This is a genomic window from Pseudomonas sp. 28 E 9, from assembly GCF_900004785.1.
Taxonomy (GTDB): Bacteria; Pseudomonadota; Gammaproteobacteria; order Pseudomonadales; family Pseudomonadaceae; genus Aquipseudomonas; species Aquipseudomonas orientalis_A.
The window spans coordinates 109,612-126,536 of record NZ_CVTK01000011.1; the positions used below are offsets into that span (position 1 = coordinate 109,612).

Genomic DNA, 16,925 nt, shown 5'->3' on the forward strand with positions numbered 1-16,925 from the left:
CGAGGCGGCTTGCCTTACGTCAAGCCGCTTTCATCCTGGCAGCCCTCAGGCCACCGCATTCGGCGTTCTTATACGCTGGTCCGCCAAGTCGATGGTCAGGTCGTGGCGTGGCAGGGGGCTCAACGTATCGTTCAGGTTCATGCGCAACGGTTTGTCCGCATTCGCTCCGTATTCGAAGTCGACGTTGACGTGTTTTTGCGTGTGACTGAGCGACGCGCTGCTGAAAAAACTGAGCGTGGTCAGGGCCGGCAATGACATGCCATGGGTCTGGGTCGCGGTGTAGTTCATGCTCATGCTTTTCACACGCAGGTTGTTGGGATCTTTCAGCGCTCGCTTGATCAACGGCTCGGTGCTTTCGCCCGCCAGGTGACGACGCTCGATCGTGCGCAGAACCTGCGGTTTGAGCTCCATGCCGAGCGTCACAGAAGTTCCTTCACCCTGCTGCAGTTGTTGGATGATCCGCGCGAACTGCGGGTCCTCCCCGAGCCACTGCACGATGGCGGCCTTGTTGCCCGGTGCGACATCGTCCAGCCAGGCAAATCGCCCGTTGTCCTGCAGCCCCACCCTTGTCACGCTGGATTCGACCGACGCCAGCTGACGCAAACCGGCTTTCATCAGGGTGTGCTGGGTCATGCATGTTTCCAGCGACTGGCCGATGGCGTGATAGTCATCCAGCTTCGTCGCTGAAGGAGGATGCGCCGCCATGAAACGCTGCAACATCGCCAACTGCTCCTGCGGGTCAGCCGACGGTGCCATGACGGCCAGGTCCTGCCTGAACTGCGGTGAGTACTGCGACAGACGCTTGTGGATATCCTCGATCTGAGCCTGCGTTACCGGTTGCGCAGGCTTGAAGGACAAATCGACGGCCCGGGATTGCCCACGGTCGAATTTCACCCTGGCCGACACTTCCGGCAAGGCAAAGGCGATAGCCGTCGGCCCGCCCGCCTCACCTCTGCCCAGCGCCAGCGCGTTGACCGGTGCGAAGTTGGCCCCTGCTTCAGCCTCCCTCAGCCATTGCAGGTTGCGCCCTTCGTTAAGACGGGTGTCCGTCGCTGAACGCACGCCGGACCGGCTCGCATCCGCGTGTATCAGGTTGAGATGGCCCACCCCGCCGATACCGGCGCGTATCACCGAGTCGAACTCGGCAATATTATCCTGGGGGCTGTACATCAGCCGCAGTTGGGCAAGCCCATCCAGACTCAGATCAGCGCTGACCTTGGAACCTTCTCCAGACGCGTGTTCCTTGCCCAACGCCAACAAGTCCTGGAACCCTCCGGACTGCCCCGTCAGGATCGACATCATCTTGCCGAAGTCAGCCTCCCTCACGTCAAAACCAATGCTCGTCTCCCTGCTTTTCTCAACGCTCGCCAACAACTCACCCGCCACCCTCAGGCCAGGCCCCACGGCGCCACCGCCCTGGCCTAACGTCACCCCCAGACCCAAGGAGCCGGTCATGCGCCGCATGTCGTCGGTGCTGATCTCAACGTGTGCCCCCTGGTCGGTACGACTGATGCTCACACCATGGGTATGGGACTTCGAGGCCTCCAGGAAAAACTCCAACGGCGCCACCGGTTTTACGCCGGTCACTATCACACCCAGGGCCTGGCCCTGGGTTCGACTGGGGCTGAGGGTCTGACCACTTTGCAGTTGCCGCACTTGCTGCGTCATGGCGTCCTGTATGGACGCATCGGCGGGCAATCCCAGCAGCCCCGACAGGTGCCAATGCAAGGCGGACCCTGGAGTGCCAAGATCCTTGGCCAGCAGTTTGAAGTTGTCATACAGCGATTCCGCCTGGTCGTAGCTGACGATCTGCTGGCTGGACAGTTTGTGCACCGGGCCCTCTTCAAAGCCTTTCATCACCGCCTGAAGCGAGGCCTCGATTCTTTTCAAGGCGCTCGGGCTATGGCCGGATGTGCTGTTCAGTGCCTCAACCATCCCGGCCAACTGTTCAAGCGTGCGGGCATGGTGAATCAAATCACCTTCGACGAGCGCCGAAGGATGACCGAGATCTCGCTGACGCTCCGGCTTCCACTCGGGCAACCTCAAGCCCTGCCCTTCGAAGTTGGCCAGCAGTGCGGCGGTGAGCTTTTGTGATGAAGGTTCGACCCGCTTGAACGCTTCAAACAAGCGGTGCAGCGTCGACTCGGCGCTCACCACCGTGCGGCTGAGCCTGGGCTGTGAGTCAACTGTCAGCCCATGCAGGTCGCCTAACAGGCGGGCGCACGCCTGGCTGCTTTTTTCGACCTTGAGCAGCGCCTGGCTGAGCTGCCCGGCCAGTGCCTGTCGCGGCCCGGGCTCGCTCAGGGCCGCAAGGCGAGTGCTCAGGCCGGCGCCAACCGGCTTGCTCCTGGAGAGCGACTCGAGCTGTTGGTGCAGGCGCTTGTCGTCCACGTATACGCTCTCCAATCCCCGGCGACCCTGCATGTGATGCGCAATGGACCGGCCTTTCTCGCCCTGCGCCTGCAAAGGATGGAAGTGCGCCTTGATCCCCTGGAAAAAATGGCGCTTGGTGGGTATCCCTTCGCGTGTTTGCCCAAGCACATTGCTGCTGGCCGTCAGCGCGCCCCCTGACACAGGCGTGCGCATCTGGCCGGCCGCTAACGTATCGGCCAATGAAGCCTCCGGCACCGCCGCTTGCACTGGCCCCCATGTCATTGCGCCTGGGTCTGCGTTATCCAGTCGATGAAATTGCTTGTCCCAACCACCAATCAAGTGTTTGTCAGCCCCCATCCGCAGGGACTCCAAAGACTGACCCTGCGGCAGTTCAACCTGGCTCCAGCGCGGCGCAGCCCCCTCGCGGCCTTGCCAGGCGTGGCGATCGAGCTTGAATAATTCGCCCCCCTGAGTGTGTGCATAAAGATTCGCTTCATGATCCAGCGCCAGTGTTTTGATGGCGAGCGCCGGTGAAGGCCGTAACGGGCCGACTGCCCCGTCCACACAGGCCTGGAGCTGATGATCTTTATCGACGCTTACAAAGTTGCGGCCGTCGGCTACCGCGAAGCCTGTGACCGGACGCTGAATATCGCCCGCAAGCACTTCCTCAAGTGACACCTGGGGGCGAGGCTTGGGCAGTGCGCTCAATTCATGACTGGCGCCCTCGAAGACCGGGTCACGCACCTTTGTGACATTCACCGCTTTGAGTTGCCCTGCTTGCAGCACATAGGCGCGTCCATCCAGGCCCCGCTCCAGATGGGCCACGTCCTTTTGTGCGCATTTGTCCCAACGTTGCGCTGCCGCATCCCAGCTCAGCAATGTGCCTGAATCAAACGCCACCTGGCCGCGCAGCCCGAGATCGACGGCGGTGGTCAATGCCTGCTGGCTGGGCAACGGCAGGCCTTTCTCGATGCCCTTGACCAGCACGTCACTGAGGTTCCACGCCGGGCGCAGTCCGCCAGCCCTCTCCAATGGCACGCTGTGCAATTGCTGCCGGGCATCACGGGCCTGGGCATTGAGCTGCCCGGCGTCATCATGGAAAAACCCCTCGACGCGCACCGCGCCCTTCAGCGCCTGCTCCAGCGATACGAGCGATTGCGCAACCATCGGCAACGTGCCGTCCCGCACCAGCCGCAGGTCCGCGCGCAGCAGTTCACCGTCAGCCGTGGCGCCGTACAGCGTACTGCCAGACAAGCCGATTCGGCTGAGTTGCACAGGCGCGCCGCGCTCATCGAGCGGACGTACAACCGCCCCGTCGGCACCTTGAATCTGCACCACCGATACGCCCTGAGCCTGGCTCAACACCGCCGAGGTCCGCCCCTGCGCGCTGCTGTCCAGCGCGTCCCGAGGGGTCTTCAACAGTTGCCCCTCACGGGTCAGCCCGATACGGCTGTAGGTCCGGTTGTCGGCGTCGGGCAACCAGGACAGGGCAAGGGGTTCGAAGCGATACAGGCGTCCCTGGTCCAGCCGAAATTGCTTGCCGTCGGCGCTTGTCTGCACTCCGCTGACGCTTCCCAAGTGCCCGCGACCGGGGCTCAATGGCGATACGCAACCTGCGCCGCCATCCGTCTCGGGCAGGCTGCTTCTAAAGACCGCCGCAACAGCAGGGGTGGGCTGAATATGAAACAGGTAATCTCGCTCATCCCTGAAACGCAAGGTGCCGGCAACCGAGGCGCCATCGGCAACATAATGCTTGTCTGGCGCATTGAGATGGCGGGCGATATCACGTCCCGCGAGGGTCGTATCAGGTTCCAGCCGCCCGCCTTTGAGGCGGATATCGAACAGCATTGAAGCGGGGTTCAACGATTGATATGAGGGCAGCGGCGGGACAGGCGCGGTGGCCGGGCTGGAAGATGCATTATCGGCGCGAGCATGCTCGATACCGTCATGTTTTGCGTGAGGCAGACCATCTAATCTTCTGTGCATAGCAGGCTCCAGAAATAGATAAATACCAATTACCGAGTGAGCGTTTGCCTCGTTTTGGTTCCAGCGTGGCGCCATAAACCCGGCCCGGTCCCCGTCTCTTCTGCGCTAAAGTCTGCTGACAGGAAGACCAGATCATTCTCAAAATGAACGGAGTTCAACGCGTGCTTTTTATTTCCCGCCGTCAACTATCAACCGTTGCCATCACGCTCGCCCTGGCCGGCTGCCACACCACGATCAATGAACACCCCCCCGCACCGGAGCTGGGTTCGGGCTATCGCACCGACCTTGCCACTCGCCACGCCGCACGCCATATGGCAGCCGCCGCCAACCCCCTGGCCGCCGACGCCGGGCGCGAAATGTTGCGTCAGGGCGGTTCGGCCATCGATGCGGCGATCGCCATGCAAGCGGTGCTGACATTGGTGGAACCGCAATCCTCCGGCATCGGCGGCGGCGCATTCATCATGCTGTGGGATGGCAAAAACCTGCACGCCTACGACGGCCGTGAAACCGCCCCGGCCGGCGCGACAGAGCGGTTGTTCCTGAAGGCCGACGGTACGCCCATGGCGTTTACCGATGCGCAGATTGGCGGGCGTTCGGTGGGCACGCCGGGGGTGTTGCGGGCACTGGAAATGGCGCATAAAAAGAGCGGCCACCTGCCGTGGGCCCAGCTGTTCGAGCCGGCAATTCGGTTGTCCGAACAGGGTTTCGCGATCTCCCCACGCCTGCACAGTTTGATTGCCGCCGACCGCTTTATCGCGCAATCGCCGGACATGGCTGCGTACTTTCTGAATGCCGACGGGTCGCCAAAAGCTACCGGTACATTGTTGAAGAACCCGGCACTGGCGAAGGTGTTCAAACGTATCGCCAAGGAGGGCCCCGACGCGCTGTATCACGGCCCGATTGCCGATGAAATCGCCCGCAAGGTGCAGGGCAATCGCAATGCCGGCAGCCTGACCCAGGCGGACCTTCAAGGCTACGCCGCCAAGGAGCGCACGCCGTTGTGTACCGACTACAAACAATGGAAGGTGTGCGGCATGCCGCCGCCTTCGTCGGGCGGGATCGCTGTTGCGCAAATACTCGGCACATTGCAGGCGCTGCAAACGCGCGATCCACGCCTGGCCATCGCGCCGATGACGCCGCTCAAGAGCCCCTCGCCCGCCGGGCTTGAACCCACGCCCGAGGCCGTGCATCTGATCGCCGAAGCCGGGCGCCTGGCGTTCGCCGACCGCGCGCTGTACGTGGCCGATGCGGACTTCACGCCGGTGCCGGTTGCCGGCCTCGTTGCGCCAGACTACCTGGCCCGGCGCGCCGCACTGATCGGTGAACGCAGCATGGGCATCGCCAAGCCGGGTCAACCGGCAGGCCTGCTGGTGGCCTACGCGCCGGACCGTTCGCCGCTGCGCATTTCCACCTCGCAAGTGGTGGCCGTGGATGACCAGGGCGGCGCCGTGTCGATGACCACCACGGTCGAGGCGGCGTTCGGCTCCCACGTCATGGTCCAGGGCTTTTTGCTCAATAATCAGATGACCGACTTCTCGTTCATCCCCGAAGAAAACGGCCAGCCCGTCGCCAACCGCGTGCAACCCGGCAAACGCCCGCGCTCGGCCATGGCGCCGACCCTGGTATTCGACCGTCAGAGCGGTGAGTTGCTGGCCACCGTCGGTTCGCCGGGCGGCTCGCAGATCATCGAGTACGTGAGCAAAACACTGGTCGCGATGCTGGACTGGAAACTCGACCCACAGGCCGCTATCGGCCTGCCGAACTTCGGCAGCCGCAATGGCGCAACCGAGCTGGAAGCCGGGCTGTTCAGCCCGGGCGTGAAGCAGGCCCTGAAGAGCAAAGGTCATGAACTGAGCGAAATCGACATGACCAGCGGCGTCCAGGCGATCGTTCGCACACGTGACGCCCAGGGTCAGGTGTCATTGAGCGGTGGTGCGGACCCGCGGCGTGAAGGCGAAGCGCTGGGCGACTGATTCAACCTGGGTGGGAGGGCGCTTGCTCCCTCCCCCCCCATTTAAGCCCTGTAACGGAGGGTCAGCGATTCGCGATCAGATGTGAACCGAACAAGACGTAGCATCCCCCGGCAAAACGATCGAGCCATTTACGCGAACGGCTGTAAAGAGTGGCCATGCGCTCGCTGGAAAACAGCAGTGCCACACTGGTGTACCAACTGAACGACAAGGTCGCCATGACGATCACCGCCAACGTCAGCAACACCGGCGAAGGCGACGGCGGCATGGTGGATGCGAAGATAGTGGCGACGAACAGCGCCGCCTTGGGATTGGACAGGTTACCCAACAGCCCCAGACGCCAGGCGGAAAACAGCGAGCGCCGCGCCGCATCCGGCAACGGAGTCTGGCCCATGCTGGTTGCCGAGCGCTTGAACAATTTCAGCCCCAGATAAATCAAATAGCAGCCACCGATGATCTTGAACGCCAGGTACAACATAGGCGCGGCCGTAAACAGCGACTTGATCCCCAGCCCACCCGCCAACCCCCACAGGATCGTACCGGTGGCCACGCCCGCCGAGGCCACTACACCATGTCGGCGCGAACAACTGGCGGCCAATTGGGCGGTGTTGAAGAAGTTGGGCCCGGGTGTGACCACGGCCACCGTCCACAGCAGGGCCAACGAGACCAGCGGCGCCACATACGCGGGGTTGAACAGTTCCATCGCGGCCAGCTCCTTCAAGGCAATACGCAGCCTGGATCATAGGCCTGGCCGAACAACTGCACAATCGTACAAGACCCCGGCAGACAAGGGGCGCAGACTCGGCTAACGTGTTTCCACCTCCTTTTGTGACAGTCACCATGGGCAACCCTACCCACACGCTGGACTGGCTGCACCGCGCGCCGCACGCCAGTGGCCTGGACCGTATCGAAGCCTACTTTGCCGGCTTCGCGTTCGACCCTCATCGCCATGACACCTACGCCATCGGGCGCACGTTGTTCGGTGTGCAGAGTTTTCATTATCGTGGCGGCATGACCCACAGCTTGCCCGGCGCCACCATGGTGATTCACCCCGATGAAGTCCATGACGGCCGCGCGGGCAGCGATGAGGGTTTCAAGTACCGGATGATCTACGTGGAACCGGCGCTGATCCAGCAGATCCTCGGCGGCAAGCCGCTGCCCTTCATACCCGGCGGCGTGTCCACCGACCCGCGGCTGCACCGCGCCAGCGAGGTATTGCTGCAAAGCCTGGATTGCCCGATCGACCCGATGCAGGAGCAGGACGCCATGTTCGACCTGGCCCATACGCTCAGCGCTGCGTCCGGCGTCATCACCCACCGCAAATCCTTTGATTACATCGCCGCCGAGCGCGCCCGGGAATTTATCCACAGCGCCCTGGGCCGCAGCATCACCCTGGATGAAATCGCTGATCACGCCGGGCGCGACCGCTGGGCGTTGTCGCGGGATTTCCGCTTGCTGTTCGGCACCAGCCCCTACCGCTACCTGACCATGCGCCGGCTGGACCTGGTGCGCCAATTGTTGGCCCAGGGCGTGTCCCTGGTGGATGCCGCGATGAACGCCGGCTTCACCGACCAGAGCCACATGACCCGGCAATTTCGCAGCACCTACGGCATGCCACCGTCGCGCTGGGTAAAGATGCTCGGACGCTGACTCAAGACCTGATGCCTTTTGTAGGAGCGAGCTTGCTCGCGAAAAACTCACAGGCACCGCGTTCATTCAGGTAGCGCGCGTTATCGTTAACGTTTTTCGCGAGCAAGCTCGCTCCTACAGCTCAGATAAGGCGGCGTTGCTGGCATTTGGTCATGGTTTGTAAAGGGCCAGCAAGCCGTGTCCCTTTAAATTGCAGGACGTTTCCGAGACAATCCCCGCCGCCTTGTGCCTGTTGGAATCGATGGCTAGTCTTCGGTCCGTCACTGAATTTCAGTGATCGGGTTTAGTCGCCCGGATTTAATAGGCGCATGGTCCTCCATGAGGTTTTATGGTGGCTGTGCGCAGGGCGCCCTAGGGTGCGCCGGACTTTGCCTATTTGCCGGTCGACTAACCTGCGTACAGCCGCCACCCAACGTTTAGTCGCGACGGGGTCGGCTCCTTTGAGTTAATAGGAGTTACACCGTGACCAAAGCACTTCCCGATCCACCCATGGATTGCCTCGTCGTCAATGAAGAACTCAGCTTCGAAGACGCCCAACTTTACATTTCCCATCTGATCCACAGCGCATCGGCCACGGTGTTGGACTGTTGCGACCACCTGCAACCCCACGACCGCGCAAGAATCCATGCCGCATGGCATCTGCTGGAAATGGCCAAAACGGTGGTAAACCGCACCATCGAATGCATGCCACGCACCTGAAAACACCACAAAACCAATGTGGGAGGGGGCTTGCCCCCGATAGCGGTGTATCAGCGACAGACAGGCTGGCTGACACACCGCGATCGGGGGCAAGCCCCCTCCCACATGAATCACGATCATCGTCCTGACCTGAGCCTCAGCCAGCCAGAGTGTGGCGCTTGCCGAACACCGCCACACTCGCCACGCCCACCGCCCCCATCACCACGCAATACCCCACACAAATCCACGGACTGGTGGGCATTAACGCAATCAGCAGCAGCGGTGTGGTACTCGCCCATAGCGCGTAGGCAATGTTGTAGGTGAAGGAAATCCCCGACACCCGCACCTGCGCCGGAAACAGCCCGACCATCACCGACGGCACCGCGCCCACCACCCCGCAACTCAAGCCGGCCACGGCATAGGCGGCGCCCAGCCAGACCCCGCCGCTGATCAGGCTGGCATACAGGACAAACACCCCCACCGGCAGCAACAGGCTGTAGACCAGCACCGCGCGCCAAGCGCCGATACGGTCCACCAGCAGGCCGGCCAATACGCAGCCGATGTTGAGAAACACAATCCCCAACGCGCTCAAGGCGAAGGTGTGGCTGGGGCTCATGCTGAAGGTTTTCTGCATCATGGTCGGGGTGATGACCACCAGCACCACCACCGCCGACGTCAGCACGCACGTGAGGATCATCGCCGGCAGCAACACGGCGCGATGGTCGCGCAATACGGTGCGCAGTGGCAGTTCGGCGGCAGCCTGGCGGCGGGCCTGCATTTCGAGGAATACCGGCGTTTCATTGAGCCAGCGGCGCAGCCATACGCCGATCACGCCAAACACGCCGCCGAGCAGGAAGGGGAAACGCCAGGCATAGTCGAGAATCTCGGCCGGGGTGAAGACCTGTGCAAGCAACGTGGCCGTGAGCGCGCCGAGCAAGTAACCGAACGTCAGCCCGGCCTGCAGGAACCCCAAGGCATACCCACGATGACTGCGCGGGGCATGCTCGGCGACGAAGGTCCAGGCGCTGGGCACTTCACCGCCCACGGCGGCGCCCTGCAATACGCGCAGCACCAGCAGGATCAGCGGTGCGAAATAGCCGATTTGCGCGTAAGTCGGCATGACTCCGATCAGCAGGCAGGGCAAGGCCATCATCAGGATGCTCAAGCTGAACACGCGCTTGCGTCCCAGGTGATCGGCAAAGTGCGCCATCAGGATGCCGCCCAGCGGGCGCGCGAGGTAGCCGGTGACGAAGATGCCGAAGCTCTGCAACAGGCGCAGCCACTCGGGCATTTGCGGGGGGAAAAACAGTTGGCTGAGGGTCAGCGCGAAGAACACGAAGATAATGAAGTCATAGATCTCCAGGGCGCCACCGAGGGCGGCCAGGCCCAGGGTTTTGTAGTCGGAGCGGGAGAAACGCTGCGCCTGTGAAGAAGCGGTGGCAGTCATGTGCATGCTCGGCAGACAAACAAAATGGCGTGCAGATTATGAGCTGAACCGGATGATGGCAATCGCGGCGGATATATTTGTTTTACTCATTGATCGATGAAGATAACTACATTCCCAAATCAATGTTCAAAGAGGAACATGCCGCAAAACTGCCCACCCCATAATAAATACAAGAGGAAAGACTCGTGGCCGATGCTATCGAAGAAAGCCGCTATGCCCGATTTGCCCTGCGCTGCTCCAACTTCGCCGAGCGCTGGTTCCCGGACTCGTGGGTGTTCGCCGCCCTCGCCGTGATCCTTGTCGCCGTGGCTACCCTGGGCATGGGCGCCGCGCCCACCGAAGCCGCCAAGGCGTTTGGCGATGGGTTCTGGAGCCTCATTCCCTTCACCATGCAGATGGCCTTTGTGGTGATCGGTGGTTATGTGGTGGCCAGTTCGCCGCCTGCGGTAAAGCTGATTGACCGCCTGGCGCGCATCCCGAAGAACGGCCGGTCGGCCGTGGCCTGGGTCGCGTTGATTTCCATGGTGGCCTCCCTGCTCAACTGGGGTCTGTCCCTGGTATTCGGCGGTTTGCTGGTGCGTGCACTGGCGCGTCGCACGGACCTGCGCATGGACTACCGTGCCGCCGGCGCCGCGGCCTATCTGGGCCTGGGCGCCGTGTGGGCACTGGGCTTGTCGTCATCGGCCGCACAGTTGCAGGCCAATCCGGCCAGTTTGCCGCCGTCGATCCTGGCGATCACCGGGATGATCCCGTTTACCGAGACCATCTTCCTGTGGCAATCGGGCGTGATGTTGCTGGCCCTGATCATCGTCTCGCTGATCATCGCCTACGCCACCGCGCCGGGCCCGAACAGCGCGCGTGATGCCAAGGCCTGCGGCGTCGACCCCGCGTTCAACCTGCCCAAGCCGCAGGCGCCGACCCGACCCGGCGAATGGCTGGAGCACAGCCCGCTGCTGACGATTGCGCTGGCGCTGCTGGCGGCCGGCTGGTTGTTCCACGAGTTCTCGAGCAAACCGGCAATCAGCGCCATCTCGGGGCTCAACACCTATAACTTCCTGTTCATCATGGTCGGCGCGCTGCTGCACTGGCGCCCGCGCAGCTTCCTCGACGCCGTGGCCCGCGCCGTGCCGACCACCACGGGCGTGTTGATCCAATTCCCGCTGTACGGCTCGATTGCAGCGCTGATGACCGTGGTCAAAGGCGGCGACGGCCAGACCCTGGCGCACCATATCTCGCTGTTCTTCACCTCCATCGCATCCCACGACACCTATGCCCTGCTGATGGGCGTGTACTCGGCGGTGCTGGGCTTCTTCATCCCGTCCGGCGGCGGTAAGTGGATCATCGAAGCGCCCTACGTGATGCAGGTGGCCAATGACCTGCAATACCACCTGGGCTGGGCGGTGCAGATCTACAACGCGGCCGAGGCGCTGCCGAACCTGATCAACCCGTTCTATATGCTGCCGTTGCTCGGGGTGCTGGGGTTGAAGGCGCGGGATCTGATCGGGTTTTCGTTTGTGCAATTGCTGGTGCACACGCCGTTGGTGTTGTTCTTGCTATGGGCGTTGGGGACGACATTGACGTATTTGCCGCCGGTGATGCCTTAATCGGTGAATGAAGCGCCTGTCGTTGCAACAGGCGCAGTCACGAAGGGGAGCCAGGGAGGTGCTCCAATAAATCAGGCAAAGCACTCTGGATCGTGTCCCAAACCACATCAAGGTTGATATCGAAATAACCGTGGGCGATCCGGTTACGCATGCCACGCATACTTCGCCAAGGAGTCTGTGGATGGGCTGCGGCGAAACCCGGGTGCTGATCCATGATTTTGGTTGAAGCCTCGCCAATGATGATCAGACTCATAATGACCGCTTGTTGAGTACGCTTATCTTCCAGAAATTCTTTCTTGCTCAAACCTTCAACAAAGGTCAGCGCGTCATTGGCAGCTTGCCTGATGTGATCCAGATAATCTCCAAGGCGATTCACCGTCATACCGGACGAGCCTCAGCCAATACCTTCGCACGAAACTTCGGCGGTAAATCGGCAGGTGTCAGCAGGTCCACGCCGACTCCCAGTAGATCCTCGAGCTCCATTTGAAGCCCCCCAAGATCAAAAAGGGTGGTTCCCGGTGGGGCGTCAACCAGAAGATCAAGGTCACTGCCTTCCTGATCGGTCCCCATCAACACAGATCCAAATACTCTTGGATTGGAGATGCGAAAACGTCCCACCACTTCTCTGACGGCTGCTCGTTGTAAATCAAGGGCGGTTGAAGGCTTCACGGTTCACCTCGGTGGCATCCATTAGAAGACAAGTCTAGCAGCGCTCGCCCTGAGTAGACACGCCACCCTTCAAACCACTGTCTTCGTTCCGTCACATTGCATTGCTACCGTCCTGCGAAACATCTTGCAACATCTCGCCAAGGACTCCCGCGCAATGAGTGACGAGCACGTAGATCGCCCTTCCACAGATTCCGTAGGCCAGGCGCCGGTTGACAGCAGTCGCCGGCGATTCCTGGGGGGCGCTGCGGTTCTGGGGGTGGGCGCAACCTTGAGTGGCTGTGGAAATGCCGGCCAGGCGCCGGAAAAACCGGCGGCGCGGCCACTTACAGCGCCGGAGTTGGACAAGGCCCTGCGCGACCAAGTGAAGACCGTCGTTGTGATCTACGCGGAGAACCGCAGCTTCAACAATCTGTTTGCCGATTTCCCCGGGCTGGAGAAACCCCTCTCGGCGCTGTCCGCCGCTGATTACCAACAACGCGACCGCGATGGCAGCGTATTGCCGGCCCTCCCCCAGACCTGGGGCGGCGTCCTGCAGGCGGGCCCGCAGAGCGTGGATGGGGTGACCTACCCGAGCGCCGTGCAATTCCAGGAAAACCTGCCCAACGCACCGTTCGCCCTCAAGGGCCCGAACGCCGAGGACTTGCCGCTGAGCCTGGTGACCCGTGACTTGTGGCACGTGTTCTATCAGAATCAGATGCAGATCAACGGCGGCAAGAATGACGGTTTCGTGGCCTGGGGCGATTCCGGCGGCCTGGTGATGGGCCATTACGCCCAAAGCCGTTACTCCCTGCGCCTGTGGGACGTGGCCCGGGAGTTCGTGCTGTGCGATAACTTCTTCCAGGGCGCGTTCGGCGGCTCGTTCCTTAATCATCAATACCTGATCAGCGCCACCGCACCGACCTATCCCAATGCGGCTCAATCGGTAGCCAAAGCGCAGATCGCCACGCTGCAAAGCGACGACCCCGGCGACCCGCGCCTCAAACCCCTGGACACCTCGCCGGCCAGTGCTATGACAGGCCCGCCGCAGTTCGGCCCCAGCGCCCTGACCCCGGACGGTTACGCGGTCAACACGCTGGCGCCGCCCTACTGGCCGACCTGGATCCGCGACCCGCAAAACCCCGATTACTCCAAACCGGACCTGCCCAACGTGCTGGTGCCGCAAACCCATGAACACATTGGCGACAAGCTCTCGAAAAAGAACATCGACTGGGCCTGGTACGCCGGCGCGTGGCAAGCCACCCTCGATCAATTCAAGGACTCGGGCGGTATTCCCAAAATCCCGAACTTCCAGTATCACCATCAGCCGTTCAACTACTTCAAGCAGCAGGGCCCCGAGCACCGCGCGGAACGTGACAAACGCCTGCGCGACGGCGGCCTGGGCGATGAAGCGAGCACCAACAGATTCTTTGCCGATGCCCAGGCGGGCAAACTTCCCGCGGTGACGTTCTACAAGCCCCAGGGCAACCTGAACATGCACGCCGGCTATGCCGATGTGGCCTCGGGCGACCGTCATATCGTGCGTGCCCTGAAGGTGCTGCAGGAAAGCCCGCAGTGGAACAACATGGTGGTGGTGGTGACCGTCGATGAAAACGGCGGCTGGTGGGACCACGTGGCACCGCCCACGGGCGACCGCTGGGGCCCGGGCACGCGGGTTCCGGCGCTGGTGGTGTCACCGTTCGCGCGCAAAGGCACGGTTGACCATACGGTGTACGACACCGCCTCGATCCTGCGCTTGATCACCCGGGTGTTTGAGCTGGAAACCCTGGACGGCCTCAAGCAAAGGGATGACGCAATGCGCGCTCGCGGCCAGAAACCCATGGGGGATTTGAGCAACGCCTTGCAGTTCAGCGTTTAGGTTCACGTATCCAATCGCGACACGCGCAGCGATTTAGCACGCGGTTTTCCTGGTCAGCCGCTACTGTGTGAAGGTGGGCTTTCATCCCGCGCAGACGGGCTTTCGCTGACAAGGAACCAACCATGTTCAAATCGACCAGACTGGCCTTGACCCTGGCCGCACTGCTGGCCAGTGCGGTCGTACAGGCCGACATCGAAGTACCGTTGGGCAGCACGCAACGTGTCACCCGATTATTTGCGTTTCCCAATAACTGCAACGTGATCTGCTTTCGGCCCTGGACGCTGGAGCAGACCGCCGAGCATTATTTGAACCAGAGCCTGCAACGTGACGGCTACAGCCGGGCGAAGGTCAGCGTCAAGGTCCATGACGGCCAGGTCGCAGCAACCTTCAGCGGCGTGCCGGACGGCTACGGCAAGCCCCTGACCACCTTGCTCGATACGGCTGACCTGGCGTACCACGGCGCCAGCCGGCTCAACAGCGACGGCAAGTGGGCCTACAACTGGTACCTGTTCCTGCCGTTGGGCATGGCCCTGGAAAACCGCAAAAGCATCGAGCTGCTGCACTTCCCGCCGGACTACTCGCTGACCCAGGCCCAGGACTATCTGGAATCGGCCACCACCGACCGCTGGGCAACCTTGCTCACCAGCAACGGCATTGCTGCCGGCGACACCCCGGCCTATCAGACCATTATCGATATCGCGCCCATCGCCGCCCCGTCCAATGCCGGTAAAGACCTGGAAGCGGTCTACAGCTATTTCACCGACTACCAGACCCGCATGGTCAAGGAGTTGAGCCTGCGCCCGGACGGTGCGTTGCCAATGGTGGCCTTCGGCGCGCCGGTACGCAGTTGGATCAAACAACAATACGGGCAGACCGTGGCGGTGCTGGGTCTGGCGCAGATCAGCCCGGAACCGGGCAAGCCGGTTTCGGTGCTCGGTGCCAACCACCCAAGTTACATCTGGTACGCCGCCAGCCCGGACACCTATGACGGCAATGAGCAAAAGGCCGATGAGGCCGGCCTGAAAGTGATGGGCCAGGACCTCAGCGCGGCCTGCTGGCAAGCCGGCATGGGCCAGAAACCGGCCAGCGACGCAAATGTGTTGCTCAAGGCATGCATGAACACCTGGCAGGTCACGCGTAAAGAGCAGACCTGCGAGTTGTTCTACACCTCGGTGCGCAACCTGACGGCGGAGCAGGCCAACGCCAAATGCGCCACGCCCACCCTCAAGGAACAGTTGAAACAACTGCGCAATCCCGCGCCGCTCCCCTCTCTCGCGCTACCCGCGCTGTAAGCCGTGGCAACGATTTCTACTGTCAGATTTGACAGTAGAAATCGGCGGCGACTTGGGCGAGTCTTGGGCAGCACCCGTTTACTGCAAGAGATTGGCCGTCAGTTAACGCCCGCAGTTCCATGCAGCCCTAGGAGGAGAGTGATGAAAACTCGCGCCAGGGATAAGGCTGAAGCGGCTGTGTTTGACAGCCTTTACCCGTTCAAGACGCTGGGTGTCGACGAGGGTTACCCCTCGAGCGAACACTTCCAGATCGTGCAAGGCACTCAGGGGACGCCCGCCGTCATCAAGGCCCGCGTCGCCTTCGGCAAAGGCGTGCGCATCGCCAGGATTTGCGGGTATGCCGTCAGCGAACGCCGCCGGCATACGCTGCAGCTATCGCCACGCATTCACTTGTACGACGCCTGGTTCTGCGGCCTGTTGCAGCATTCGTGCAGCCCAAACGTGTTCCTGGACACCACTTACCTGGAACTGTGGACTGCACAGCCCGTCCCCGTCGGTACCGCGTTGACGGTTGATTACGCCGCAACCGAAGACGCGCTGTTCCGGCAGTTCGGCTGCCATTGCGGCGAGCCGAACTGCCGGGGCTGGATCACCGGCAGCAAGGAGCCGTTGAACGCCGAAGGCCAGGCCTACATGGCCTGGTGGCGCGAGCATCAACGGTCTTAGGCTTCGCCCAGCGGCCGCAGACGGTACTGCGGCGGCAGCTGCTCGAAGCCACTGATGGTGGTGTTCAAGCTCTTCCAGCGGCCATCCTTGATGCCGTAGATGCAGCCATGAATCGACAGGCTCTGCCCGCGGTGCCAGGCGTTTTGCACAATGCTGGTATGGCCGACGTTCGCCACCTGCTGAATCACGTTCAGCTCGCACATGCGGTCTACGCGCTCTTCTTCGGTGGGCAACTGGGCCAGGACGTCGCGATTTTCGTAGTAGAGATCACGAATGGTGCGCAGCCAGCCGTCGATCAGGCCGAACTGGCGGTCCTGCATCGAGGCACGCACGCCGCCGCAGCCATAGTGGCCGGTGACGAGGATGTGTTTGACCTTGAGCACATCGACGGCGTACTGGATCACCGACAGGCAGTTGAGGTCAGTGTGCAGCACCACGTTGGCCACGTTGCGGTGCACGAACAGGTCACCGGGCAACATGCCGACGATTTCATTGGCCGGTACACGGGCATCGGAGCAACCGATCCACAGGTATTCCGGGGTTTGCTGGCGGGCGAGCTTGGCGAAGAATTCGGGATCTTCCTGTTTGATCGCATCCGCCCAGCGTTCGTTGTTATCTAGCAGGTCTTGTAGTTCGTTCATCAGGGAAGCCTCAGGAATGATGCGCAGTTTTGTGACTGACAAGCCCTCGTCCGGGTCACGCGCGGCGCAAATTAGCTTGAATCTTTGGGGCACA

General features: G+C 61.9%; 13 protein-coding genes. 7 read left to right on the plus strand and 6 right to left on the minus strand.

Annotated features, from left to right (window positions below; translation table 11 throughout):
- Positions 1-45: 45 nt before the first annotated feature.
- Entirely contained in the window at positions 46-4,359 is a 4,314-nt protein-coding gene (locus BFQ00_RS01840) for an AvrE-family type 3 secretion system effector (protein ID WP_065932456.1), read from the minus strand.
- Positions 4,360-4,502: 143 nt separating this feature from the next.
- On the opposite strand from BFQ00_RS01840, the gene ggt reads away from it, so the two are divergent.
- Positions 4,503-6,332, plus strand: a complete 1,830-nt coding sequence (gene ggt / locus BFQ00_RS01845) for a gamma-glutamyltransferase (protein ID WP_065932457.1) — start codon at positions 4,503-4,505, stop codon at positions 6,330-6,332.
- Positions 6,333-6,393: 61 nt separating this feature from the next.
- Here the strand turns inward: ggt and BFQ00_RS01850 are convergent, their stop codons facing one another.
- Positions 6,394-7,032, minus strand: a complete 639-nt coding sequence (locus BFQ00_RS01850; RefSeq protein ID WP_065888066.1) for a LysE family translocator — start codon at positions 7,030-7,032, stop codon at positions 6,394-6,396.
- 137 nt (positions 7,033-7,169) lie between these two features.
- Between BFQ00_RS01850 and BFQ00_RS01855 the strand changes: the two genes are divergently transcribed.
- Both BFQ00_RS01855 and BFQ00_RS01860 read left to right on the plus strand, forming a co-directional pair.
- A complete protein-coding gene (locus BFQ00_RS01855; protein ID WP_065932458.1) occupies positions 7,170-7,979 on the plus strand; it encodes an AraC family transcriptional regulator in 810 nt (269 codons plus the stop codon).
- Between the two features lie 462 nt (positions 7,980-8,441).
- Positions 8,442-8,678, plus strand: coding sequence for a hypothetical protein (locus tag BFQ00_RS01860; RefSeq protein ID WP_083227282.1), 237 nt, complete (start codon positions 8,442-8,444; stop codon positions 8,676-8,678).
- 136 nt (positions 8,679-8,814) lie between these two features.
- Here BFQ00_RS01860 and BFQ00_RS01865 read toward each other — a convergent pair whose 3' ends face one another.
- Positions 8,815-10,104: an MFS transporter gene (locus BFQ00_RS01865; protein ID WP_065932460.1), complete on the minus strand. Its 1,290-nt coding sequence runs from the start codon at positions 10,102-10,104 to the stop codon at positions 8,815-8,817.
- Positions 10,105-10,289: 185 nt separating this feature from the next.
- On the opposite strand from BFQ00_RS01865, the gene BFQ00_RS01870 reads away from it, so the two are divergent.
- On the plus strand, positions 10,290-11,708 hold the full coding sequence (locus tag BFQ00_RS01870; protein ID WP_065888070.1) for a short-chain fatty acid transporter: 1,419 nt from the start codon (positions 10,290-10,292) through the stop codon (positions 11,706-11,708).
- Between the two features lie 37 nt (positions 11,709-11,745).
- Here BFQ00_RS01870 and BFQ00_RS01875 read toward each other — a convergent pair whose 3' ends face one another.
- Positions 11,746-12,090, minus strand: a complete 345-nt coding sequence (locus BFQ00_RS01875) for a HepT-like ribonuclease domain-containing protein (RefSeq protein ID WP_065932461.1) — start codon at positions 12,088-12,090, stop codon at positions 11,746-11,748.
- Positions 12,087-12,377 carry a nucleotidyltransferase family protein gene (locus BFQ00_RS01880; protein ID WP_065888071.1) on the minus strand — a complete coding sequence of 97 codons (291 nt, stop codon included), beginning with the start codon at positions 12,375-12,377 and terminating at the stop codon, positions 12,087-12,089. The genes BFQ00_RS01875 and BFQ00_RS01880 overlap by 4 nt, the downstream gene beginning before the upstream one ends.
- Before the next feature lie 154 nt (positions 12,378-12,531).
- Between BFQ00_RS01880 and acpA the strand changes: the two genes are divergently transcribed.
- From acpA to BFQ00_RS01895, 3 genes are all read left to right on the plus strand, one after another.
- Positions 12,532-14,232, plus strand: a complete 1,701-nt coding sequence (gene acpA, locus BFQ00_RS01885) for an acid phosphatase (protein ID WP_065932462.1) — start codon at positions 12,532-12,534, stop codon at positions 14,230-14,232.
- Between the two features lie 122 nt (positions 14,233-14,354).
- Positions 14,355-15,524 (plus strand): hypothetical protein, encoded by a 1,170-nt coding sequence (locus BFQ00_RS01890; protein WP_065932463.1) that lies wholly within the window; start codon positions 14,355-14,357, stop codon positions 15,522-15,524.
- Positions 15,525-15,665: 141 nt separating this feature from the next.
- Positions 15,666-16,190, plus strand: coding sequence for an SET domain-containing protein-lysine N-methyltransferase (locus BFQ00_RS01895; protein WP_065932464.1), 525 nt, complete (start codon positions 15,666-15,668; stop codon positions 16,188-16,190).
- Here BFQ00_RS01895 and can read toward each other — a convergent pair.
- Entirely contained in the window at positions 16,187-16,831 is a 645-nt protein-coding gene (can, locus tag BFQ00_RS01900) for a carbonate dehydratase (RefSeq protein ID WP_003188288.1), read from the minus strand. The genes BFQ00_RS01895 and can overlap by 4 nt on opposite strands.
- Between the last annotated feature and the right edge of the window lie 94 nt (positions 16,832-16,925).

Excerpts from the sequence above, each read along its gene's own strand:
- BFQ00_RS01840 (WP_065932456.1), bottom strand. The coding sequence starts at position 4,359 with ATGCACAGAAGATTAGATGGTCTGCCTCACGCAAAACATGACGGTATC.
- ggt (WP_065932457.1), top strand. The coding sequence starts at position 4,503 with ATGAACGGAGTTCAACGCGTGCTTTTTATTTCCCGCCGTCAACTATCA.
- BFQ00_RS01850 (WP_065888066.1), bottom strand. The coding sequence starts at position 7,032 with ATGGAACTGTTCAACCCCGCGTATGTGGCGCCGCTGGTCTCGTTGGCC.
- BFQ00_RS01855 (WP_065932458.1), top strand. The coding sequence starts at position 7,170 with ATGGGCAACCCTACCCACACGCTGGACTGGCTGCACCGCGCGCCGCAC.
- BFQ00_RS01865 (WP_065932460.1), bottom strand. The coding sequence starts at position 10,104 with ATGACTGCCACCGCTTCTTCACAGGCGCAGCGTTTCTCCCGCTCCGAC.
- BFQ00_RS01875 (WP_065932461.1), bottom strand. The coding sequence starts at position 12,090 with ATGACGGTGAATCGCCTTGGAGATTATCTGGATCACATCAGGCAAGCT.
- acpA (WP_065932462.1), top strand. The coding sequence starts at position 12,532 with ATGAGTGACGAGCACGTAGATCGCCCTTCCACAGATTCCGTAGGCCAG.
- BFQ00_RS01890 (WP_065932463.1), top strand. The coding sequence starts at position 14,355 with ATGTTCAAATCGACCAGACTGGCCTTGACCCTGGCCGCACTGCTGGCC.
- BFQ00_RS01895 (WP_065932464.1), top strand. The coding sequence starts at position 15,666 with ATGAAAACTCGCGCCAGGGATAAGGCTGAAGCGGCTGTGTTTGACAGC.
- can (WP_003188288.1), bottom strand. The coding sequence starts at position 16,831 with ATGAACGAACTACAAGACCTGCTAGATAACAACGAACGCTGGGCGGAT.